Annotated in this window: 19 protein-coding genes, 1 tRNA gene and 1 riboswitch; of the genes, 9 read left to right on the top strand and 11 right to left on the bottom strand. The window is 31.6% G+C overall.

Going from position 1 to position 22,687, the window contains the following annotated elements:
* Window positions 1-235 precede the first annotated feature (235 nt).
* A complete protein-coding gene (locus MARPI_RS05620; protein ID WP_014296625.1) occupies window positions 236-2,146 on the top strand; it encodes a molybdopterin biosynthesis protein in 1,911 nt (636 codons plus the stop codon).
* Between the two features lie 3 nt (window positions 2,147-2,149).
* Here the strand turns inward: MARPI_RS05620 and MARPI_RS05615 are convergent, their stop codons facing one another.
* Window positions 2,150-2,431: a MoaD family protein gene (locus MARPI_RS05615; protein ID WP_014296624.1), complete on the bottom strand. Its 282-nt coding sequence runs from the start codon at window positions 2,429-2,431 to the stop codon at window positions 2,150-2,152.
* Window positions 2,428-4,227: an aldehyde ferredoxin oxidoreductase family protein gene (locus MARPI_RS05610; protein ID WP_014296623.1), complete on the bottom strand. Its 1,800-nt coding sequence runs from the start codon at window positions 4,225-4,227 to the stop codon at window positions 2,428-2,430. The genes MARPI_RS05615 and MARPI_RS05610 overlap by 4 nt, the downstream gene beginning before the upstream one ends.
* A gap of 9 nt (window positions 4,228-4,236) precedes the next feature.
* Window positions 4,237-4,359, bottom strand: a riboswitch (molybdenum cofactor riboswitch).
* A gap of 273 nt (window positions 4,360-4,632) precedes the next feature.
* Here MARPI_RS05610 and MARPI_RS05605 point away from each other — a divergent pair.
* Window positions 4,633-6,291, top strand: a complete 1,659-nt coding sequence (locus MARPI_RS05605) for a methyl-accepting chemotaxis protein (protein ID WP_014296622.1) — start codon at window positions 4,633-4,635, stop codon at window positions 6,289-6,291.
* 45 nt (window positions 6,292-6,336) lie between these two features.
* On the opposite strand, the gene MARPI_RS05600 is transcribed toward MARPI_RS05605, so the two are convergent.
* Complete coding sequence (locus MARPI_RS05600; protein ID WP_014296621.1) at window positions 6,337-7,086, bottom strand: DapH/DapD/GlmU-related protein; 750 nt, start codon at window positions 7,084-7,086, stop codon at window positions 6,337-6,339.
* Window positions 7,087-7,257: 171 nt separating this feature from the next.
* On the opposite strand from MARPI_RS05600, the gene murD reads away from it, so the two are divergent.
* The 4 genes from murD to murC are packed head-to-tail and all read left to right on the top strand — an operon-like array spanning window position 7,258 to window position 12,113.
* Window positions 7,258-8,556: a UDP-N-acetylmuramoyl-L-alanine--D-glutamate ligase gene (murD, locus tag MARPI_RS05595; RefSeq protein WP_014296620.1), complete on the top strand. Its 1,299-nt coding sequence runs from the start codon at window positions 7,258-7,260 to the stop codon at window positions 8,554-8,556.
* 4 nt (window positions 8,557-8,560) lie between these two features.
* Complete coding sequence (locus MARPI_RS05590; RefSeq protein ID WP_014296619.1) at window positions 8,561-9,727, top strand: FtsW/RodA/SpoVE family cell cycle protein; 1,167 nt, start codon at window positions 8,561-8,563, stop codon at window positions 9,725-9,727.
* Window positions 9,717-10,754, top strand: coding sequence for a UDP-N-acetylglucosamine--N-acetylmuramyl-(pentapeptide) pyrophosphoryl-undecaprenol N-acetylglucosamine transferase (locus MARPI_RS05585; protein WP_014296618.1), 1,038 nt, complete (start codon window positions 9,717-9,719; stop codon window positions 10,752-10,754). The genes MARPI_RS05590 and MARPI_RS05585 overlap by 11 nt, the downstream gene beginning before the upstream one ends.
* Window positions 10,755-10,766: 12 nt before the next feature.
* Entirely contained in the window at window positions 10,767-12,113 is a 1,347-nt protein-coding gene (gene murC / locus MARPI_RS05580) for a UDP-N-acetylmuramate--L-alanine ligase (protein ID WP_014296617.1), read from the top strand.
* A gap of 39 nt (window positions 12,114-12,152) precedes the next feature.
* On the opposite strand, the gene MARPI_RS05575 is transcribed toward murC, so the two are convergent.
* Window positions 12,153-12,950 (bottom strand): hypothetical protein, encoded by a 798-nt coding sequence (locus tag MARPI_RS05575; RefSeq protein WP_014296616.1) that lies wholly within the window; start codon window positions 12,948-12,950, stop codon window positions 12,153-12,155.
* A gap of 19 nt (window positions 12,951-12,969) precedes the next feature.
* On the bottom strand, window positions 12,970-14,787 hold the full coding sequence (locus MARPI_RS05570; RefSeq protein WP_014296615.1) for a heme NO-binding domain-containing protein: 1,818 nt from the start codon (window positions 14,785-14,787) through the stop codon (window positions 12,970-12,972).
* 110 nt (window positions 14,788-14,897) lie between these two features.
* Between MARPI_RS05570 and MARPI_RS05565 the strand changes: the two genes are divergently transcribed.
* A tRNA-Pro gene (locus MARPI_RS05565) sits at window positions 14,898-14,973 on the top strand.
* 31 nt (window positions 14,974-15,004) lie between these two features.
* Here the strand turns inward: MARPI_RS05565 and MARPI_RS05560 are convergent.
* From MARPI_RS05560 to MARPI_RS05535, 6 genes are all read right to left on the bottom strand, one after another.
* Window positions 15,005-15,496 (bottom strand): adenosine-specific kinase, encoded by a 492-nt coding sequence (locus MARPI_RS05560; protein ID WP_014296614.1) that lies wholly within the window; start codon window positions 15,494-15,496, stop codon window positions 15,005-15,007.
* Window positions 15,493-17,700 carry an HD domain-containing phosphohydrolase gene (locus MARPI_RS10935; RefSeq protein WP_014296613.1) on the bottom strand — a complete coding sequence of 736 codons (2,208 nt, stop codon included), beginning with the start codon at window positions 17,698-17,700 and terminating at the stop codon, window positions 15,493-15,495. The genes MARPI_RS05560 and MARPI_RS10935 overlap by 4 nt, the downstream gene beginning before the upstream one ends.
* Window positions 17,701-17,817: 117 nt before the next feature.
* Complete coding sequence (locus tag MARPI_RS05550) at window positions 17,818-18,459, bottom strand: peroxiredoxin (protein WP_014296612.1); 642 nt, start codon at window positions 18,457-18,459, stop codon at window positions 17,818-17,820.
* Between the two features lie 151 nt (window positions 18,460-18,610).
* On the bottom strand, window positions 18,611-19,474 hold the full coding sequence (gene sdaAA, locus MARPI_RS05545) for an L-serine ammonia-lyase, iron-sulfur-dependent, subunit alpha (RefSeq protein WP_014296611.1): 864 nt from the start codon (window positions 19,472-19,474) through the stop codon (window positions 18,611-18,613).
* Window positions 19,471-20,121 (bottom strand): L-serine ammonia-lyase, iron-sulfur-dependent subunit beta, encoded by a 651-nt coding sequence (sdaAB, locus tag MARPI_RS05540; protein ID WP_014296610.1) that lies wholly within the window; start codon window positions 20,119-20,121, stop codon window positions 19,471-19,473. Before sdaAB ends, sdaAA begins: the two co-directional genes overlap by 4 nt.
* 88 nt (window positions 20,122-20,209) lie before the next feature.
* On the bottom strand, window positions 20,210-20,905 hold the full coding sequence (locus MARPI_RS05535; RefSeq protein ID WP_014296609.1) for a zinc metallopeptidase: 696 nt from the start codon (window positions 20,903-20,905) through the stop codon (window positions 20,210-20,212).
* A 139-nt stretch (window positions 20,906-21,044) separates the two neighbouring features.
* On the opposite strand from MARPI_RS05535, the gene MARPI_RS05530 reads away from it, so the two are divergent.
* Entirely contained in the window at window positions 21,045-21,818 is a 774-nt protein-coding gene (locus tag MARPI_RS05530) for a ZIP family metal transporter (RefSeq protein ID WP_014296608.1), read from the top strand.
* A gap of 15 nt (window positions 21,819-21,833) precedes the next feature.
* Window positions 21,834-22,673, top strand: coding sequence for an EamA family transporter (locus MARPI_RS05525; protein ID WP_014296607.1), 840 nt, complete (start codon window positions 21,834-21,836; stop codon window positions 22,671-22,673).
* The last annotated feature ends 14 nt before the right edge of the window (window positions 22,674-22,687 follow it).

Raw genomic sequence — 22,687 nt, 5'->3', positions numbered from 1 at the left:
GTATTCATTCACTTTTATTTTTTCAATCGTTTGTAATTTTACCTTGGACACTCTGCGAGCCTTCACTCGCTTTTATTTTTTCCAACTATCCTGTAATCCCCGCTGCGGGAAATTCTTAGTTTTCATTTACATCATTTTTCTTTTTTCAACTATATTGATATCTGCTGAAGGAAATTCCTAATCTTTTTTATTGTGATATAATTTTATTAACACATAAAAAATAGGGGGGATAGTTTTGAAAAGGAGATTTTATTTGAATAAGATGGATATTGAAGCGGGGGTTGAACTCTTTTTTAGTAAGCTGGAAGAGTATTTTAGGAATGATGAAAAAGAAGTTATCGATGTAAGAGAAAGTTCTGGTAGGGTTACTGCTGAACCAATTTTTGCCAATGAGAATGTTCCGTCTTATAATAGTAGCGCTATGGATGGTGTGGCGGTTATCAGCAAACATACATATGGTGCAACAGAAAGCAGTCCAAAGATTCTGGAATTAGAGAAGGATTTTGAATATATAAATACTGGTTATCCTATTAATAAGCCATATGATGCGGTAATAATGATAGAGAATATAGAGATTATTGATGATACGAAGATTAAAATTAGAAATAGCGTTTTTCCGTATAAGGATGTTCGAAAGGTTGGAGAGGATATATGTAAAGGCGAAATGTTATTCCCAAGATATCATACCCTTACAGAAAATGATATATCCTTTTTATTGATGGCTGGCGTATTTAAGATTCCTGTTTTAAGAGAATTAAATGTGTTGTTAATTCCAACAGGAAATGAAATTGTTAAACCAGAAGAGAAAACAGAAGAATTTCAGATTCCAGAAACCAATTCTGCTATGATTAAGAATTTTATTGAGAAATACAATGCAAGTGTTGATGTGCATAGTATATTGCCGGATGATCTGGAAGTTTTGAAAAAAACAATAGAAGAGAATATAGAAAAATATGATCTAATTCTTTTAAATGCTGGTTCTTCAGCTGGTTCAAAGGATTTTACCTTTCATGCGGTAAATGAGCTGGGTAAGGTTATTGTTCATGGATTGAATATAAAACCGGGAAAACCTGCTATTTTAGGTATTGTTAAGGATAAACCTGTTATTGGGTTGCCGGGATTTCCTGTTTCGTGCAATATAATACTTGAGGATATAGTGAAACCTTTGATATTGAATAAAACAAAGGAAGAAGTATATTATGACAATGAAATTATTGAAGGTGTATCTGGAAAGAGAATTCATTCTTCCATTACAGAAAAGGAATATTTAAGGGTTGGTGTTGGTAAGGTTGAAGATAGATATGTAGCTATTCCTTTAAAGAGAGGTGCCGCTAATATTTCAGCAGTATCGAAACAGGATGGTGTTGTGTATATAGAAAAGGGTATAGAGGTATTGGAAGATGGCGAAGAGATAAATATACATCTTAAGCGTTCTAAAGAAATAGTGGATAATAATATTCTTGTTATTGGAAGTCATGATTTGTTGATAGATTTACTTGCTGATTATATAAAGAGATATGATAAGAATATAAATATTGTTTCTGCTAATGTTGGAAGTATTGGTGGAATAATGGCTATAGCAAAAGGGTATGCTCATATGGCTGGAATGCACCTTCTTGATCCTGAAAGTGGTGAGTATAATATCAGTTATATTGAAGAGTATATTGATGAGTATACATTGATGAATCTTTCGTATAGGGAACAGGGATTTATTGTTCAAAAAGGAAATCCTAAAGGTATAAAGACTTTTTCAGATCTTACAAAGGACGGAGTTAGATATATTAACAGGCAAAAAACTGCAGGAACAAGGATTTTATTGGATTATCATCTTGAGAAGGAAGGTATTTCTCCGGATAGGATTCATGGTTATTCTGATGAAGAGTATTCACATGTTAATCTTGCATTGAAAATAAAAAAAGATATGGCAGATGTGGGTCTTGGAATAAAAGCAGCTGCCAATATTTATGATCTTGATTTTGTGCCAGTGGCACATGAGAGATATGATCTTTTAATACATCCTTCTTTTATAGATGATCCGAGATTTAAGTTGATTCAGGAAATAATAGGTTCTGAGGAGTTTAAAAGAGATGCAGAGAAGCTGGGTGGATATCTCTTAAAAGATACAGGGAATTTTATAAAGGAATAAAAATTACCCCCCACCTGCTGGTGGAAAAATTGAAATAACGCCTTCTTCGATTTTTGTATCTAAACCATTTAGATGTAATATGTTTTTTCCGTTTATTAATATCATTGTTCCTTTTCTAATACCATTTTCATCAATAAGGTATTCTCGCACCTTTTCATCGTTGAAATGTTTTACAAGTATGTCTATTAATTCATTTACAGTTGTATTTTCATTTAAATCTAAAGATAATGAAGCTACCCTGAGATGTAATCTCAGGGTAGCGAAAAATTTTATTTCAACCTTCATAGAATTCCTAACTCCTTGAGTTTTTCTTCTGTAGGAATACCTTCTTTGCTCCATCCTCTTACTTCGTAATATTTTGGAAGCAATTGATCAAGATGAACAACCTGACCTTTGTTTGGACCTTCTTTTACAGGTTCTTCGAGCAATCTCTTTGGAAGTGTATCCTGTGAAGGATCGATTCCTGCTTCTAAATTGAATTTTCTTTCAAGATTCCATATTCTTTCGCCAATTTTTAATATTTCTTCTGTTGATTTATTCCATCCCAATGCAGCGTTTATTAAATCAGCATAATCGTCAGCACCTAATGCGAATGAGGTGAATAAACATAATCCTCCAGCATCTATAACTGCTGTTAAATCCTGGAATGCTTTAACCCATTCTGCTTTTCCTTCAAGTGCTTGTGGATCTATTTTTTCAGGAGCACCGAGAATTTCAGGAGAAATCATATAACCTCTAACGTGACATCCGCCTCTGTTACTTGTTGCGTATTCAAGACCATGTCCCTGAGCACCCCTTGGATCGTATGCAGGAATTTCCTGTTTTTTAACAACCATGGCAAATTCAGGATGTCCATAACTTTCTGCAAATCTATAAGAACCTTCTGCTAATTTGTCGCCAATTCCTTCTCTTAATCCAATTTGTTTTGTATAGAATACTACAGCTTCTGAACTTCCAAATTTCAATTCAGGACCATTTCCTAATTCTTCTTTCTTTACAATGCCCTTTTCATACATTTCCATTGCACATGCAATTGTTGAACCTGCTGAAATTGTGTCTAAACCATATTTATTACATAGATGGTTTGCTTCAACTATAGCAATTAAGTCTGAAACGCCACAATCTGGCCCAAATGCCCAACCAGTTTCATATTCTGGACCTTCTGTTTCAATGCCGTTAGGAAGTGTTACTCTTCTTCCACAGGCTATAGGACAGCCAAAACATGGCATATTTTTAACGAGATATCCTTTTTCAACAAGCGCTTCGCCGGAAACTTCATCTGTAAATTCAAATACTGAATCCTGGAAGTTTCTTGTTGGATATAATCCGTTTTGATTAATAATATTATCGAGAACCTTGGTTCCCAGTTTAGGCAAACCTTCACCGGTAATTCCATTTTCTCTTAATTTTTTGATTTTTTCTTTTACAACTTCCATGAATTTTGCTGGATCTTTTACCTCAGGTCTCTTTGTTCCTCTTACAACGATACCTTTGAAGTTTTTGCTCCCCATTACTGCACCAACACCGGTTCTACCTGCAGCTCTATGTTTATCGTTCATAATAGCTGCAAATTTTACCAATTTTTCTCCTGCTGGTCCAATACATGCAACTCTTGCTCTTGGATCTCCAATTTCTTCCATCATTATATCAGTGGTTTCAAATACGTCTTTTCCCCAGAGATGAGAAGCATCTTTAAGTTCTACATGATCATCTTTAATCATAAGGTATACAGGTTTTTCAGCTTTTCCTTCAATAATAATCATGTCATAACCTGCAAATTTCAATTCTGCACCAAAATAACCACCTGAGTTACTTGAAGCTATGGTGCCTGTCAACGGACCTTTGGTTACTACCATATATCTTCCACCTGTTGGTGCGGCAGTTCCTGTTAAAGGACCTGTTGCAAAGAATAATTTGTTTTCAGGTGAGAAGGGATCCACTTGAGGGCCTACTTCGTCGTAGAACATCTTTGTTGCAAGGCCTCTTCCACCAAGATAGAGCTCATAATCCTCTGGCAGTTTCTCAACCTTTACGCTTTTTTCGGTAAGATTTACTCTTAATACTTTTCCGTTAAATGACACTTTTACCCCCCCTTTAGAATTTTCCTTCCTTTCCAAACACGGGAGGCATAACCGTTTCCAGTTATACCCATTGGCCTTTTTCCATGACGCAGCTTGCGTTTTAGGAGAAAAGGCTCGGAAGGGGTATTTTGTCTATATATGTTCTATATATATTTTACCACATTATTTCTGAATTTTGTCAATTAATTTTTATTTTATTATTTATATACTATACTGAAATTATTTTCAATCTTTACTTTTTCTTAAAAATATTGTATAATTTCATAGATAATGGATTTTTATTATGATTATAATCTTCATATATATAATTAAAAATATTGTTGATTTTTTGTTGGGAGATGGTATAATATATGCGATAAAGATTTTAAATTTAATATAATTTTAAATATTCAGGGAGGAGAAAATATGAAAAAGAGCAGCTTATATGTTAAACTCGGAGTACCTATAGTTCTATTTATTCTGTTATCATTGTTTACTTACTTTTCAACGAGAACGATTACGAAAGCCCAGGCTTATGATGGACTTGTAATTAATCTTGCTGGAAGGCAGAGAATGCTTACACAAAGAATGACCAAAGAAGCATTGGCTTATCATATTTTAAAAGATGAAGCTTTGAATAAGAGTTTGGATAATACTATAAAGGTGTTTGATACAACGCTTAATGCGTTAAAAGACGGAGGAAAAGCCCCATTTGATCTTGCCTGGCAAAAAATGGTTGATGTTCCTGAAGCTCCTCCTACAGTAAAAAAGCAATTGGAAAAGGTAAAGTCAATGTGGGATGAATTTTATAAGCATATTGAAGATTTTAGAACCACACATAGTGAAGAATCAATGAAGTATATTGTAGAACACAATGTTCCACTCTTGGTTGAAATGAATACTGCAGTTACATTATTCCAGAAGGAATCTGAAAAAAAGGTTCTTTTAATGAGAAGAATTCAATTTGTTGTTTTTGCTATTAATTTGTTGGTAGGCCTTTTTGCATTTTATATGCTTAGAAAATCATTGTCACCATTAAAAGAACTTGAAAAGATTGCAGAAGGTGATTTAACAGTATCTGCTAAGATTCATTCAGATGATGAAATAGGGGTTATTGCCAAAAAGATGTATGCTCTTGTTGGTGAAAAATTAAGACCAACATTTGAATTTATAAAGAAATCAATGGAAGGAATTAAGATATCAGCGGATAATGTTTCTTCAAGTGCTCAGGAATCAAATGCAATTATTGAAGAATTCAAAGCTTCATTTGATATGATGGCAGAAGAAGCTGAGATAATGAGAAGAGAAACAGATAATACCAATGATGCAATTGCTGAAATTTCACGTTCTACAGATGAAGTTGCAAATGCAGCAATTGAACTGGCTGATGTTGCAGGTGTTCTTGAAACAGCTACAAATACAAGTAAAGAGGTAATGAAATCACTTGAAGAAGCTGTAAATGCTGCAACAGAAGAAACAATGAAAACAATAAATGAAATTAAAGAACTTGAAAATTACGCAAGTAATATAACAGAAGTTATTGAACAGGTTTCTAATATTGCAGAACAGACAAACTTATTGGCATTAAATGCGGCAATTGAAGCTGCAAGAGCAGGAGAAGCAGGAAAAGGTTTTGCTGTTGTTGCTGATGAAATTAGAAAGCTTGCAGAAGAAACAAGAAAAGCTACAGATGAAATTGCTGGTATATTGGGGTCAATTAAGGCTAATGTTGACAAATCTACAAAACAAATATATACGGTAAAAGAAACAGTTGAAAAGGTTACTGAAAATTCAAAGGTATTAACTGGAGAATTGGATAATATTTTAAGTCAAACTGCTATAGTTTCTGAACGTTCACAATCATTGGCAGCATCAGCAGAAGAACAGAATGCTTCTTCACAGACAATTGCAGAATCTTTCTCAAATGTAAATGATTCATTGAACAGATACTTTGAAAATGTTCAGAATATGAAGGAATCAAGCAATGAAATTCAGAATATGGCAGATAATCTTGCAGAAATCGCAGAGGATTTACAGATGAGTGTAGACCTTTTAAATAATGCACTTGCTGAATTTAAATTTTAAATAATTATAATTAAAAAGGCTGTTCATTTGAACAGCCTTTTTTGATTATTCATTATAATAACTTTGATTTTCTAATAATTGTTCTTCAGGAACGTCTTTATATACTTTAACAGGACTTCCAAGAACAATTTTTTTAGAAGGAACATCTTTTGTAACTACTGAACCTGCTGCTACAAGGGCATCTTCACCAATTGTAATTCCTGGTAATATTGTTGAGTTTGCACCGATTCTTGCACCTTTTTTCAATGTAGCTCCTTTAAAGTATTTTTTTCTTTCTTCGGTTCTACCGAGGAAGTTGTCGTTTGTAAAGGTTACTTCTGGAGCCACAAAACAATAATCTTCTATAGTTGATAATGCTGTTATATAAGCGTTTGTCTCTATTTTTACTCGTTTTCCTATTTTTGTTTGGTTTTCGACTGCAACGCCCCTTCCTATAATGGTATATTCACCGATTTCAACATCTTCTCTAATACTTGCAAGATCACCTACAAAAACAAAATTGGATAATTTTGCCCCTCTGTATATCACACAATTTGCACCAATAGTTACATATTCTCCAAGTTCAAGTGGAGGTAGTTCTTTTTCTATGGTTACAGCTGACGCAGAGGCTTTAAAGGGCTTTTTTCCAAGAACTGTATTGTCTGCTATTACACATCCTTTTTTTATTATTGTGTCCTTTTTTATAACTACGTTATTACCTATTATAGCTCCTTCTTCTATGACGACATTTTCTTCAATTTCTATATTATGACCGAGTTTTACAGTATCGTGTATCTTTGCATATTCTGATATCATTTTTTCACCTCGCGATTTTTTTATTCACTGAGTGAATTATAGCATGGTATTTGTTGCAGTGTCAAGTGGATATAGAGAAATATATTTTTCTAATTTCAAAAAAAATTAATATATTAATATCCTTTTTAATGTATAATATTTAATTGACTTATATTTATCGGAGGGATTGAAATGAGGATATGCCTTGTAGGATACGGTGTTAGCAATAAAGCGTTGCTTGAAAATATATTATTAAAAGAGAACTATGAAGTTTTTATTAGTAATAATAAACCTTTGAAAGAAGAGGATAAGGAATTTTTGGATTTACATAATATACAGTATGAAGAAACGCATGGAAAATTGCTAAGAAATTGCGATCTTGCTATTTTAAGTCCTGGTGTAAAACCAGATGGTGAAGTTGTAAACATTTTAAAAACCTCAAATATTAAAATCTCTACTGAAATAGAATTTGCATGGAATTATATAAAGAAACATAATCCTGAGGCTGTTTTTGTTGGGGTTACAGGAACAAATGGAAAATCAACAACAACTCAATTAACCGGTCATATTCTTAGCAGTACATATAATACATTTGTTTGTGGGAATATAGGGACACCGTTAAGTTCCGCGCCGCTGGATAAAGAAATTTATGTTGTAGAGGTTTCAAGCTTTCAGCTTTTCTGGGGTTCAACCTTTACTCCAGAGATATCTGTTTTGCTAAATCTTATGCCTGATCATTTAAACTGGCATTCTTCTTTGGAAGAGTACTATAATACAAAAATCAATATGGTAAAGCGAACGGTTATGGGTAATGGAATGGCATTTGTAAATGCCAATTTAAGAGGTTATTTTGATAATTTACAAAGAATTGTTCTATTTGGGGAAAATGGTAATATTGTATGGAAAAATAACATGATAGAAGCAGGGAATATTGTAATTAATATAAACAATTTAAGTTTGCAATTTGAGCTATATCAGGAAGATGTTATGGCTGCTGTTGGAGTTGCGTTGAACCTGGATATTTCAAAGAATGTTATAGAAGAGTTTATTTCAACTTTTAAGACACTTGAACATAGACTGGAATTTATAGAAGAGTATAACGGAATTAGATTTTTTAATGATTCAAAAGCGACAAATGCACATGCAGCATATTCTGCATATAAGTCATTTAGAAATAAAGGTTATATTGCTATGCTTTCTGGTATTCCAAAAAATGAGGATATGACTATGTTATTGCAGGAATTGCAGAAATATGCAAAAAAAACCATAGTTTTTGGAAAGATGGTTGATGAGATTAAAAAGTATGAATTTTTTAATAATTATATTATTACAGATACTTTTGAAAAGGCTTTTGAACTTGCATTAGAATGGGCGGAAAGAGGAGATAGCGTAATTTTATCCCCTGCAGGGGCAAGTTTTGACCTTTTTGAAAATTATAAGGAACGTGGAAGAATTTTCAAAGAGGCTGTAAAGAGTTTAAAATGGAGATGATAATGTGAAAATAAATGTATTAAAAAGCAGGGCTTTGTTGTTTATATTATATATTGGAATGGCATTAATATTGGGAACATTTTTTGTATATAGTTCTTTAAATGCAATGGAATACACTTTTTCATCTGCACAGATAGATAGAATGTTTCAAAAACATGTTATGACAATAGGTATTTCTGCTGTGTTAGGAATATTTGCATTTCTGTTTTCCAGTTTTGTTACCAGAGGAAAACATCTAATGAATGCGTTGTTTTTGTTTTTTGTTGCATTACTGGTTCTTGCATTAACTCAAACTCCAATTAATGGAACTCGAAGATGGATAACTATTGCAGGTTTTCAGCTTCAACCGTCAGAATTTATGAAATTATATTTGCCTTTATATCTTTCATGGTATTTTTATAAGATAAAAGAGAAGAAGAATACATTTTTATATGGAATTGTTATTCCAATGGCTATAACCATATTAACTGTGGGTTTAATTTTTCTTGAACCTGATTTAAGTACGTCATTATTGATATTCTTTCTTGCTTTATTAACTATTTATATAAATGGAGTTAGAAATATACATTTTTATTTAACTATATTTTTGCTTTTGGTTATAGGGGTTTTGATTTTTTTAAATACTGATATTTTACATGGATATCAGCAGGAGCGTATAGAAAAGTTTAAGAATAAAGAGGAAAATTATCAGTTACAACAATCTCTTGATGCAATTAGCAATGGTGGTTTTTTTGGCTCAGGAACATTTATTGGAGAGGAAAAATATACCGTGCCATATTCTTATAGTGATTTTATTATTGCTGTTATTGGCGAAGAGTGGGGAAAATTTGGAATTATTATGATAATAACCCTTTATTTCTTAATTTCAAGGGAATTGATTTTAATGTCATATCATATAAAGAATCAGGCTGCAAAGAGTTTTATGGTTGTTTTTGCATTCTGGATATTTATTCAGAGTTTTGTAAATGTTGGTGTTTCAGTTGGTTTGTTGCCAACTACTGGAATAACCTTGCCGCTTATGAGCTATGGTAATTCTTCATTGTTGATTACTATTGTTTCCATTGGATATATTATGGGAATGGTTTTTTATGAAATTATTAGAAATAATCCTGAAAAACAGAATGAAACACAAACTAATCTTGAAAAGGTGGAAAAAATAGATGAAGTATAGAGTTGTCTTCTCTGGTGGCGGTACTGGTGGTCATTATTATCCGGCATTATCTTTAATAAATGAATTCAAAAAGATTGTTGATTTAGATTTAACATATTTTACTATATATAATAGACTTGATTATTATAAAGTTCCAGAAGATTTGCCAGAGGCTAATATGATACCTTTAAAGGTTTATGGGTTAAAAAGGCCTTTATATTCCTTAAAAAATATTTATGTATTAAGCAATACTTTTATTAATTATCTTAAAGTTAAAAGATATTTGAAGAGAATAAGACCACATTTTGTTGTTTTAACTGGAGGGTATGTTACAGTTCCAGTTGGGATGGCAGCTAAAGATTTGAATATTCCCATTTTTTTACTTGAACAGAATAGTATAATGGGGATTGCTAATAAAGTTTTAAGTAAGTATGCGTCAAAGATATTTTTATCTTATGAAAAGACTATAGGGAATAAATACCCTGAGAAAAGTATATATAGCGGAAATCCTATTCGAATTCCAGAAAATGTGGATAGAAAAAGACTTTTGGAAAACCTGGGTTTTAATCCGGAAGAAAAGTTTGGAGTTGTTTTTGGTGGAAGTTTGGGGTCTGAATTTATTGACAATATGATGATTAAGGTTTATAATGAAATAAAGGATATAAATTTCCTACATGTTTCAAAAAATATTAAAGAAAAATTTTCAAATGTGAGAATTTTTGAATATGTAGATAAATTGCATGAATACTTAGCTATAAGTGATTTTGTCATATGTAGAGGAGGAGCAACTTCATTATCAGAGATTGATTTTTTTGAATTATCTGCTATAATTATACCCTGGGGGCAGTCTGCAGAGAATCAGCAATATTTAAATGCGAAAAACCTTGAAAATCTCAAAAATGATATCCATGTTTTTAAAGAGGATGAGGTTGAACTTGATAAAATAAAAAATATAATACGTTTATTTAAAAAAAGAAATGATTATACAATAAATAAGGAAAACCCCGGTTCAATTATAGCTAAAAAAATTTTGAATGAAATTCAATAGGAGGAACCTGAAATGAAATACTTCTTTTCTGGAATTGGCGGTATAGGGATGAGTTCATTAGCTCTTTATACAAAATATAAGGGTTATGATGTAGCTGGTTCCAATAATGCAAATAGCGAAAGGACACAATATTTAAAGAATAAAGATATAGATATTTCTATAGGACATTCTGAAGAAAATGTAAAAGATGCAGATTTAGTAATAAAAAGCACCGCTATAAAATCTGATAACCCTGAAATTTTATATGCGCAAAAAAATAATATAACTATTCTAAATAGAATGGAATATTTGAATTATATATTAAAAACCAATTATAGTATTGGTATTACTGGAACTGATGGAAAGACAACAACTACGGCGATGATTTCCCATATTTTAAAGGAATCTGGATGTAATCCTACGGTATTTCTTGGTGGAATACATGATAATCTTGAAGATGGAAATTTTAGAATGGGAACAGGTCCTATTATCAGTGAAGTTGACGAAAGCGATGGTTTTATAAGAAATACCATTACAGATGTTTCTATAATTACCAATCTCAGACCTGATCATCTTGAACATTATAATAATTCATTTGAAAATCTTATTGATTCTATATATACCCACGCTTCACATGCAAAGGACTTTGTATTATTAAATGGCGATGATTCCATTTTGAATGTTTTTAATGATAATTTAGTGGTATCTTTTGGTTCGGACGATAAATCTGATTATTATTTCTTTAATAGACAACCACATGGGTATTATCAAACATTTGAGGTTAATTATAAAAATAAATATGTTGGAATGATAAAAATAAATCTTCCAGGAATACATTATGCATATGATGCAATAGCTGCAGTTGCATATGCCTTAGAACATGGAATTTCATTTGAAAAGATTCAAAAGGCGCTTGAAACATTTAATTCAGTAAATAGAAGGTTTAATGTATTATTTAAAAATAGCCATATATTTGTAGTTGATGATTATGCACATACACCAGAAGAGGTTGAATATACTATAAAAGCGGCAAAGGAGTATTTTCCAGATTTTCCAATAATAGCTATTTTTCAGCCCCATAGATATACAAGATTATTCAGGAATTATAAGAAATTCAGTCAGGTTCTTGAAAATGCGGATAAAGTTTTTGTATATAGGATTTATTCAGCTTTTGAAGATCCTATTGATGGTGTAGATGAAAGGAAAATGGCGAAGTTAATAACTGACTCTGAATTTGTAGATTCTGAAAATGAAATGATTGATAGGATACTTGATATTGAAAACGGTGTATTTTTATTCCTGGGTGCAGGGGATATTACCAACGTTGCAAAAAAGATAAGCAAAATATTTGAAAAAAAATATGAAAACGCAGTGTCATAAATAAAAAGAGGATTCCAATTCAGGAATCCTCTTTTTATGTTATATAGCATTTTCTTCAAAGAAAAACTGTGTAATTCTTTTTATTGTTTCAAGAATTTCTGTTTCTTCCTTTTCAAAAGGTGTGTCTCTTGAAATTACATAAATATATTTTAATTCTCCATGTTTTAAATATGGTAAAAGGCATTTTATGTTGAATACATCATAATATAGTTTTTGTTCTTCGGTGAAATTAAAGGTATAGTATCCGTCACCTTTTTCGAGATTCATACCTTCAAAGAGTTCTAATTCATCAGGAACAGTTAATTTTCCAACTTTTTTTATTAATTGTTTTTCTGGACTATATACAGCAACTGTAGAGAAGAACATTTCAGAAAGACTTCCAAGTATAGCTTCAACAAAATCCTCTTCCTTTATTTGTTTTGAAAGGTATTTAATTAGATTTTCAAGACCTGCCAGCTGATAGGATAATCTATCAATAATTGTTTCAAGTCTATACTTTTCGTATAGTTCAGCTTCTTTTTCAAATAGCATCATAAGAATTCTTAATATAGCCTTATCTTCAAATTGTCCGTCAAATAGTACATATGTGTTAAATGGGAATTTATGCATGTTTACATCTTCTAATTTTATCAATAGTTCTTCTAATGAATCATATGCTAGCTTTTCTGGTGCAAAACCTTTTGCGTCAAGAATTATCCATTTGTCTCTTTCTGCTCTTACAATAACAACCTTTTCGCTTTTTGATTCATCCTTTAATAAATCGCCAAGAAGATTATAGAATGATGGTGTTCCTAAATAAATTGCTAATTGATAAATTAAATTTTTGTTGTATTCCATATAATTTCCCCCTTAATTCCTATATATTAATACCTTCAAAGTTGTCATAAAGTATCTTTATGTAACCGCCGATTTTATCAACTTCTTCAAGTATCTCTTTGGTATTAAATAAGAAGTTTTGTATAGATGCGCTGATTTCCTGTGCTGTGGCTGCACTTTCTTCTGAAATAGCCAATAAACTTTCTATATTTTGAGTGGTATTTTCCAGTTTTTCTTCTTCCTGTTTTAAACGTGTAATGAGAACGGAAATTTCTTCGGCAATTTGAGATATCTCTTCACTTGCTGCTTTATTTTCATCAGAATTTTTCTTTAACTGTTCTGATTGTGATTTCATTTCTTCAAACTCACTTGTGAGTTTTGTCGTTAAATCGTTAATACCATTTGAAACTGAACCGAGGAATTCGGATATATTATTTGCGGATTTTTTAGATTCTTCTGCAAGTTTTCTAATTTCATCTGCAACAACTGCAAAGCCTTTTCCAGCTTCTCCTGCCCTTGCAGCCTCTATAGCAGCGTTTAACGCCAGTAAGTTTGTTTGTTCTGCAATATTCATAACTGTTGCTGCAATTTCTTTGATTTGTTCTGCTTCATTTTGAAGTGTATCGCCTAAATCAACAAGCTCTTTAAATCTTTTGCTCATTTCAAAAATACCTATGGAAGATTCTTCAACGTTTTTAGCTGAGTCCATAATAGAATTTACTGCTTCATTTAATGAACCAACCATATCGCTTTCTTTTACAACTATTTCTGATAATGTGTCAACGTTTGAATTAATAGCTTCTGAAACATATTCTGTATCAGAACTAATTTGGACGGATGTATCTGCTACCTGTTGTGCAAGGTCACGCATGGTATCTATTAAATCTTTTAGATTTTGTGCTGAGTTAGTAACGTTATCTACAGAGCCTTCGATTTCCTGCACATCACCGGTAACACCAAGTAAAATTTTTCTGAGTTCATCGGTTAATTCATAAAATTCATCGGTAATTTCTGATATTTCTTTTGCACCTTTTACAACAACAGGATAATCGAAATTCCTTTTTTTGTAATTTTCAAATATGTCTTTTATAATCTTTCTTCCTTTTTTATAATCAAAGACCCCTATATAGGAAAGTGCTCCTAAAATAACTGCTGTTACAATACCGGCTATAATATCGTTGCTTATAAACTTAAAAGAAAGATAAGAAACAATAAATGCAAATAATGGTATTAGTATTACAAATAAATTTTCAAATGTTTTTATTAATCCTAAAGAGATAGTGTTAAAAATAGACATTTTTTCAATTCGAACATAAGGTTTTTCACCTGTGATTTTCACCTTTAAAACATTCATACCATCTTCCTGTTTTTCTTCGATTTTTTCAACTTCAACTCGTTCGTTGAAATATTCTGAGACGCCATCGATTAAACCAAGAAAATATGGTTGAAAGTTTCTTCTGGATTTATATGTAAGATATGCACTATTTTCTTTTATTGGTTCAAATATAATTCTTGGTGGGACAAGACCTTTAAGCCTTCGTGTAAGTAATAAATGAACTGTGTCCATGGCTGCTAAAAAAGATAAAGCATTTGGTTTTTTAAAGAATAAAGGATACCATTTTGAGAATGTTTGTATATTGGCCTTTCCGGTTCTTTTCATCATTTCAAATCGACTAATGCCGGCAGAGTCTGCAATTTCCCTGATGATTTTTTCCAGTAAGTTTTCATCAAAATCTTCAAGCGGGGATCCTTTTTCATTGATATTAACATTATTTCTTTCGAGAATTTTTTTTACAGTATCTTCTCCAAAAAGCTTTTCCCATGTTTCAATCCATGTGAAAACCAACAATCTTTTCATGACTTTTCCTCCATTCATATTTATCTTTTTAAATTCACTTTCTCTTAATAATTATATCACATTTTTTGCTTTTTATGATATAATTTATATGCTAAAATTTTATTATAGTTCGGGGCGTAGCGCAGATGGTAGCGTGTCAAATTCGGGATTTGAAGGTCGCCGGTTCGACTCCGGTCGCCCCGACCAGATTAAATATAAAAGGTGAAGCCTTAAGGCCTCACCTTTTATATTTTGTTATATTTCTTAAGAATTCCCATCTTTTTTTCTTGTCTTCTTCTCCTTCAACTCCCAGAGGAGGCTGACCATCTACAACACCTATTACTCCTCTTCCTGAATTTGTTTCAGCAACTAATACCTGTAAAGGGTTAGCTGTTGCTGCAAAGATATTTACTATTTCCTGAACCTGTTTTAATCCAGGAAGTATGTTTATAGGATATCCATCTCTTAATACTATAATGAAAAAGTGTCCAGCGCCAACCTTTTTAGCGTTTTCAATGGCAACATTGATTAATTCTTCATCGTTGCCGTCAAATCTAATTAATCTTGGACCGCTTGCTTCATTAAAAGCAATACCAAATTTCATTCCCGGGTTTGTTGTTACTATTTTTTCATAAATATCTTCAACGGTTTTTATAAAATGAGATTGCCCAACAATAACATTACAATCTTCTGGAAATTTAATATCAACTGCTTCAATATTAATGCTCAAACCTCTTCACCTCCGCTGTTATTTATTTCATCCCATAATTTTTCTATTTCCTTTTCATTTTCGATAAATACTTTTAATACTTCTTTATGAAAGTCAGTTGGATTGGTTCTATTATCACCTTGAGTAATTATCTTCATAACTTCTTTATGTGAAAATGCACGTTTATATGGTCTTTTGGCACGAAGGGCATCATATACATCTACAACCTTTACTATTGCGGCTTCTATAGGAATCTCCTCACATTTTAATCCATATGGATATCCGCTTCCGTCGCAATTTTCATGATGATAAAGAGCTATATTAAGTGCAAATTTAAATTGTTTATCATCATCTAAAAGTTTTTTGGCATAAATGGTGTGTTTTTTCATTTCTTCAAATTCTTCGTCAGTTAATTTTCCTTCTTTATTTAATATTTCATGTGGAACGTATATTTTACCAATATCGTGTAAAGGAGCATACTTTTCAAATAATTCAACGGTTTTATCGTCAAAGCCCATTTTTTTAGCAATAAATGCGGAAATTTTACCAACTCTAAATATATGTTTTCCGGTAACGTCGTCATGCCCTTCTGCGATAGAAGCAAGTTTTTGAGCAAATTTAAAGTAAATTTTTTCGATTTTTTCAATTTCAAATTTTTGCTCTATAAATATTTTTGATAATACAATAAATGCTGTAAATATTTCTCTGCTTTCTGCTGAAAATCTGATCTTTTCTTCTTCAGGGATTTCTACGGAAATCATTAATTTACAACATTCAAGATTGCCTATATATGTCATAGCTTCTTTAAATGGTTTGGTAGCTTCTTTTAATTTTTTAAATTCTTCTTCGTTTAATATTTTTTTGTTATATTCAAACATTTCATTATATCTTATAATATTTACTTTTTCCTCAAAATGCAAATCAATAGAATTTTCGAGATTTAATTCATTTAATTTTTCAATATCATGCCCAACTGCAGCAATATATTTCCATTTATTTCCCTGTAAAATAGAGATGCTTCCATATTTTGCTTCTTTTATTTGAGATATTAATATTTCCAGAGTTGATTCAAAGAACTCTTCAATTGTTAAATCTTTCTTATCCAGTGAAATAATTATATCGATAAATTTAAAGAAGAATCTATTTACATCCTGTGTAACCTTATAAATTCGTTTAAGTTGATCATTTAATAGATTCATATTTGTAGTTGTTGCTATAATTGTGCTGGAAAGTGTTCTAAAAGAAACGATTATATCATTAATTTCCTGTATATCTGTTTTTGGTAGTCTAAAACCACCAAATTTTTTCTTATTAATATCTTTAACAAATCCCTGCATTGTATTTGAAAGCGATTCTAAAGGTATAACAATATTTTTCTTTAAATGCTTCTGGATAAAATAAGAACCAATTAGTACAAAAGAAAGGAAAACTATAAAATACGCAACAGATTTTATTAAAGCATTTTTAATGATTGCAACGTTATCAAATACATATATTACAAAAAGTCTGTTTTTAATATTTGTATAGTACATTTTTTTTCCATTTGAATTTATTATTTTTGTATCATCTGGAAGTGTTTTAAAATCTATATCGAATTTAAGTTTTTTATCAACGTTATTAAATATTACATCTCCAGTTGTATTTATAATATAAAGATTTTCATCTTTGTATAGATCAAATTTTTGAAGAATTTTCTTCATTTTTTCAGAAGTCATATCAAGAGATATAATGCCTAAAAAATTGTTATTATCATCATAAATAGCTTTTGAGAGAGTTACAACCATTTTTGTTTTTTCAGGATCTTCAAAGGAGGTTGTGAGAGAAAAACCTTCTTTTAAAGCTGTCTGATACCATTTTGTTTTTTTAAAATCAAAATTTTCTGGTATTTCAATCTGTGGAGCCACTGTGAGATTACCTTTGTTATCTACAAAATATATTAATCGTAAATCTGGTGAATTAATTATATACGTTCCATTTAAAATGGTTTTTATATCAGAAGCTCCTTCTTTTATATTTTCGGCAAGATTGTCAATGATGGTCATCTTGCTTTCTAAAACAAGTTCTATTACACCTTTTAAATTGTTTATCTTTGTTTCTATCACTGTTGTTTTGAAGGATATATCTTTGTTATATGTATTAATTGATAAATACAAAGCTATTAATAAAAAAGGTATTAAATAGTATATGGTTACAAGTTTTATAAAGGATCTTTCAAGTGTTTTCATTATATCCACCTCGTAATTTTTCTTTATTTAATTATAACACAAAAAAAGGCTTCCTGTTACAGGAAGCCCAATGTTTCATTCTATTTAGGGGATGAATTACTGTAAAACGCTATTTGATTAATCTTCAAGTTTTTTATAAACAAACCACCAATCGTATCCTTCGTAATTCTTCAATCTTTCTTCAGCTGTTTTTACATCAGCTGCTGGTGGAATAATAACTTTATCGCCTATTAATTCATTTTCTGGCCAATTTGCTGGCATTGCTGCTTTTGATTTATCTGAAATTTGTAAAGCTTTAACTGCTCTAATAATTTCGTCAAGATTTCTTCCTAATTCTGGTGGATAATAAATAATTGCTCTTACAATTCCGTTAGGATCAACAATGAAAACAGCTCTTACTGTGTGACTACCTACAGCATGAATTAATCCTAACTGTTCAGCTACAATTCCTCTGTCGTCTGCAATAACAGGATATTTAATTTCAACACCTAATTTTTCTTTAATCCAGTTAATCCAGCTAATGTGTGAGAATACCTGGTCAATACTTAATCCTATTAATTCTGTGTTTAATTTTTTGAATTCATCATATCTTTTTTGAAAACCTACAAATTCTGTTGTACATACTGGTGTGAAATCTGCAGGGTGACTGAATAATACAAACCATTTGCCTTTAAATGCTTCAGGTAATTTCATTACTCCGTGTGTTGTAACAACTTCTAATTCTGGAAACTTTTCTCCTATTAATGGTATATTTGCCATTTTAAACACCTCCGTGTTAGTTTTTTAATTTTGTAATGATTACATTTTTATTATACATTTATTTTTTAGATTTGTCAATGATTTCAGGTAAAAAAAAGAATACATCTAAGTAACTTAAAAATTACATAGATGTATTCGCGTTTTTGAGTAGCTATTTCCAATTTTTCTTTATTTCAAGAACTAATTTTTGTGCAGTTGGTGTTGCGGCAATTCCGCCATTTCCTGTTTCTCTTAAATCTTCATGCATCATCTTTCCTACCTTATACATTGCATCGACAACTTCATCAAATGGAATAACGCTTTCAATACCTGCTAATGCCATTTCTGCAGCAACAATAGCGACATTTGTAGCAGAGCCATTTCTTTTTACACATGGCACTTCAACAAATCCACCTACTGGATCACAAACAAGTCCCATTAATGATTTTAGAGCTAATGCTGCTGCATTGCCGCACTTTTCTGCATCTTTTGAAAAGTAATAAGTCAAAGCTGCTGATGCCATAGCTGCAGCGGTTCCAATTTCGGCCTGACAGCCACCGGCAGCACCGGAAATAGTGGCTTTTTTAGCGATGATACTGCCAATAGCTCCGGCAACTATAAAAGAGGATAACAGTTCATCCTCTGTGGCATTATAAACCTTTTTTAATGCATATAATGAGGCGGGAACTACACCACATGCACCAGCTGTTGGACAGGCTACAATTCTTCCCATTGCTGCATTATTTTCTGCTGTGGAAATTGCCGTAATAGTTGCGACATAATTAAATTCGCTTAGCATTTTTGGCGTGTGATTTAACAGTTTTGGAGCATTTTCGCCTGTTAATCCCGTTAAACTTTCGTGTTTTTTACCATAATTCTTTTCTGCTTCTGTAATCATCACCTGAACTATTTTTCTCATGTTATTTTTTAAATCAACAGGATCAATTCCAGTTTCAACCATTTCTTCTGTGAGAACAATTTCATCAAAAGGGATATTTGTTTCTTTCCACATTTCAAGTATTTGTTTAAATGTCATTCCTTATCACTTCCAATATAAAAGTATCTTAAAACACAATCGAGATTATTTAGTTTTTCAAGGTTTGAAGGAATTTCATCTAATTCCAGAATGGTTAAAGCCTTTCCTTCTATAATATTTGTTCGTTTTAAGTATAAATTAGCTATATTTACTTCCAGCACGCCCAAAATATTTTCAAGAGCTCCTTTTTTATCTTTATTTACAATGATTAATGTATTATAATCTCCTGTTAATTCACATTCAACGCCATTAATTTTTGTGATTAAAATTGCACCACCACCAATTGAGGCACCCTGGACTTCATTTACCTTTCCTTCTTTTTCCATTCTTATTAAAACGGTATTTGGATGAACATCTCCAAGGTCTGTTTTTACGAAAGAATAATTAAGATTTTCTTTTTTAGCGAGATTATAAGCATCTTTGATTCTGTAATCATATTCTCTTAATCCTAAAATTCCTGCGATTAAAGCTCTGTCTGTACCATGTCCTAAATATGTCTGGGCAAATGACCCGTGAAGATAAAAAATAACCTTATCTGGTTTTTCACCAAATAATTTGTGAGCAAATCTTGCTATTTTTAATGCACCAAGTGTATGTGAGCTGGAAGGGCCAACCATTACAGGTCCAACTACGTCAAGCATTCCCATGCTATCACCTCGATTAATAATATATAATAATTATATCATAAAAAATACCGCCATTTTTAAATGGCGGTATTTTTATTCTAATTTTATTTTAATCTCTATCTCCCATTAAACCTGCGAGCATTAGCATTCTTAATAATTGCAAAATTGCCATTGCTGCTGAAGCAACATATGTCATAGCTGCTGCACCAAGAACCTTTTTTACGTGAACAACTTCAGATGTTGGCATTCCCATCATAGGTAAAATCTTTATTGCTCTTGCACTTGCATTGAACTCTACAGGTAATGTAATTATTGTAAACAATACAGCAAATGAAAATAAAATTATACCAGTTTGAACTAATGCAGGACTTGAAAATAAAAATCCAATTATAAATATAATCCATGATAAGTTAGAACCAATAGAGGCAAATGGAACAGAATAATTTCTTAATACTAAAGGTAAATAATTTTCCTGATGTTGTATTGCGTGACCAACTTCGTGGGCTACAACTCCCAATGCTGCAACAGAACGACTTGAATATGTTGCAGAAGATAATCTTAGAACCTTGTTTCTTGGATCATAATGATCGGTTAAAAATCCAGAAACAGCTTCAACACGAACATCATATAATCCAAGGTTGTTTAACATTCTCGTTGCAAATTCAGCGCCAGTTTCTCCTGTTGAAGATATTACTCTCGAATATTTTGAAAAAGTACTTTGAACAGCCATTTGAGCTATAATAGATAAAATTAGTCCTGGCAATAAAATTATAAAAGTAGGATCAAGCCAAAATGGATAGAACATCTATAAACCACCTCCGTTATTTTTTCCAGATAATTTAGACATAAAAATCGCTAATATGTTCAATATATTATATCATAATATTTCTGTTGATAAAAATAATATTTTAGTATATAATAAAAATGAAAAGAGAGGTGAGAAAATGGAATTAACAGGATTTCAAGTCTGGAGTTATGGTACAATTGCAAGTTTAATTGCGGGAGCGGCAACTTCTCTGGGAGCATTGCCAATATTTTTTATGAAAAAAACGCTAACAGAAAAGCAGCTGGACATGGCTTTGGGGTTTGCTGCTGGTGTTATGCTTGCAGCTACTATGTTTTCCTTGATTGTTCCGGCTATAGAGTTTGGAGGTATTACAATAACAGTAATTGGAATTATTATAGGTGCAATAATTCTTGAATTAATGGATACATATGCTCCACATGAACACTTTTTAAAAGGTCATGAAGGTCCAAATCTTGCTGTGGTAAAAAAGGTATGGTTATTTGTAATTGCTATTACATTACATAATTTTCCGGAAGGAATGGCTGTTGGTGTGAGTTTTGGTGGTGGAACCACAGAGATGATAAAAAATGGTATTGTAGTTGCAACAGCCATTGGAATTCAGAATATTCCCGAAGGAACAGCAACAGCTGTTTCGTTTATAAAAGCAGGCTATACTAAGAAACAGGCATTCTGGTATTCAGCTTTTTCTGGCTTTGTAGAACCAATAGGTGGAATAATTGGAGCAACATTTATTGTTTTAATGAAACCAGCTTTACCGTTCTTTTTGGCATTGGCTGCAGGAGCTATGCTTTATGTTATTAGCGATGAAATTATTCCTGAAACACATGCTCACAATAATGAAAGAGCTGCAACCTTTTCTCTTATATTTGGATTTCTTGTAATGATGATTTTAGATAATGCTTTAGGATAAGAAAAGGAGATAAATATGGTGTATTTATGGACTGCAATAAGGATTATATTATTGGGATATGAGAGAATAGCAGGAAAGCAGATAACAACAGATGATGATGCGCTCATTTCTTCATGGGCGTTTTTCTTTTTTTCATTTTTATCCTTTTTTCCGTTTTTTTATAAATTAACAATAGATTCTATAATTGCTGCGCTGATAAGTGGAAGTATTTATGCAATTTCTTTTTATTTATACGTTTATGCATTGGCTAATGAGGACGCTTCTGTTATAGCGCCACTTTATAATATGAACGTTATTTTTTTAATAATTACAACATTTATATTTTTAGGAGAGCCAATAACTATTCAAAAGATTTTTGGAAGCTTATTTATGCTCTATGGTGTTTCTTATTTAAAAAAGGATGTAAATATGAAGGAATCCTATAAAAATCTGCTAAAGAGTAAAGGCGCTGTTGCCATGTTGATTTCTTCCATGCTTATGGCAATTGGAAGGACTTTTGATGGTTATTTTGCAAAAGGTATAGATTCTATGAGTTATTCTATAAGCATATATTTAATTGTTAGCACGTATTTTTTAATTTTTACATTGATAAAGTTTAAATCAATAAAACCGCATATTTCTATTGTGAAAAGAAAGATATTTCCACTTATAAACGGCGGAATTTCTAATGCATATTCTTATGTGGCATTGTTGAATATGTTTAGATATATTGATGTAAGTATTGCAGAACCTGTTTCTATGTTGTCGGCGTTGGTTACGGCGATAATGGCGAGGTTTGTTTTTGGGGAGAGGATTGCTATTAGAATTGTTGGAACGGTATTTTTGATATTGGGAGCATTTATAATTTACCTTTGAAGTTTCTTTGTGTT

The organism is Marinitoga piezophila KA3 (genome assembly GCF_000255135.1).
GTDB classification, from domain to species: Bacteria; Thermotogota; Thermotogae; order Petrotogales; family Petrotogaceae; genus Marinitoga; species Marinitoga piezophila.
The sequence above is the reverse complement of the archived record's forward strand: the minus strand, read 5'-3'. Positions and strand labels throughout refer to the sequence as shown.

Excerpts from the sequence above, each read along its gene's own strand:
- sdaAB (WP_014296610.1), bottom strand. The coding sequence starts at position 20,121 with ATGGGAATGCTTGACGTAGTTGGACCTGTAATGGTTGGCCCTTCCAGC.
- MARPI_RS05570 (WP_014296615.1), bottom strand. The coding sequence starts at position 14,787 with ATGAAAAGATTGTTGGTTTTCACATGGATTGAAACATGGGAAAAGCTT.
- MARPI_RS05615 (WP_014296624.1), bottom strand. The coding sequence starts at position 2,431 with ATGAAGGTTGAAATAAAATTTTTCGCTACCCTGAGATTACATCTCAGG.
- MARPI_RS05600 (WP_014296621.1), bottom strand. The coding sequence starts at position 7,086 with ATGATATCAGAATATGCAAAGATACACGATACTGTAAAACTCGGTCAT.
- MARPI_RS05585 (WP_014296618.1), top strand. The coding sequence starts at position 9,717 with ATGAAGTATAGAGTTGTCTTCTCTGGTGGCGGTACTGGTGGTCATTAT.
- murC (WP_014296617.1), top strand. The coding sequence starts at position 10,767 with ATGAAATACTTCTTTTCTGGAATTGGCGGTATAGGGATGAGTTCATTA.
- MARPI_RS05525 (WP_014296607.1), top strand. The coding sequence starts at position 21,834 with ATGGTGTATTTATGGACTGCAATAAGGATTATATTATTGGGATATGAG.
- MARPI_RS05535 (WP_014296609.1), bottom strand. The coding sequence starts at position 20,905 with ATGTTCTATCCATTTTGGCTTGATCCTACTTTTATAATTTTATTGCCA.
- MARPI_RS05530 (WP_014296608.1), top strand. The coding sequence starts at position 21,045 with ATGGAATTAACAGGATTTCAAGTCTGGAGTTATGGTACAATTGCAAGT.
- sdaAA (WP_014296611.1), bottom strand. The coding sequence starts at position 19,474 with ATGACATTTAAACAAATACTTGAAATGTGGAAAGAAACAAATATCCCT.
- MARPI_RS05550 (WP_014296612.1), bottom strand. The coding sequence starts at position 18,459 with ATGGCAAATATACCATTAATAGGAGAAAAGTTTCCAGAATTAGAAGTT.
- MARPI_RS05605 (WP_014296622.1), top strand. The coding sequence starts at position 4,633 with ATGAAAAAGAGCAGCTTATATGTTAAACTCGGAGTACCTATAGTTCTA.
- MARPI_RS05575 (WP_014296616.1), bottom strand. The coding sequence starts at position 12,950 with ATGGAATACAACAAAAATTTAATTTATCAATTAGCAATTTATTTAGGA.
- murD (WP_014296620.1), top strand. The coding sequence starts at position 7,258 with ATGAGGATATGCCTTGTAGGATACGGTGTTAGCAATAAAGCGTTGCTT.
- MARPI_RS10935 (WP_014296613.1), bottom strand. The coding sequence starts at position 17,700 with ATGAAAACACTTGAAAGATCCTTTATAAAACTTGTAACCATATACTAT.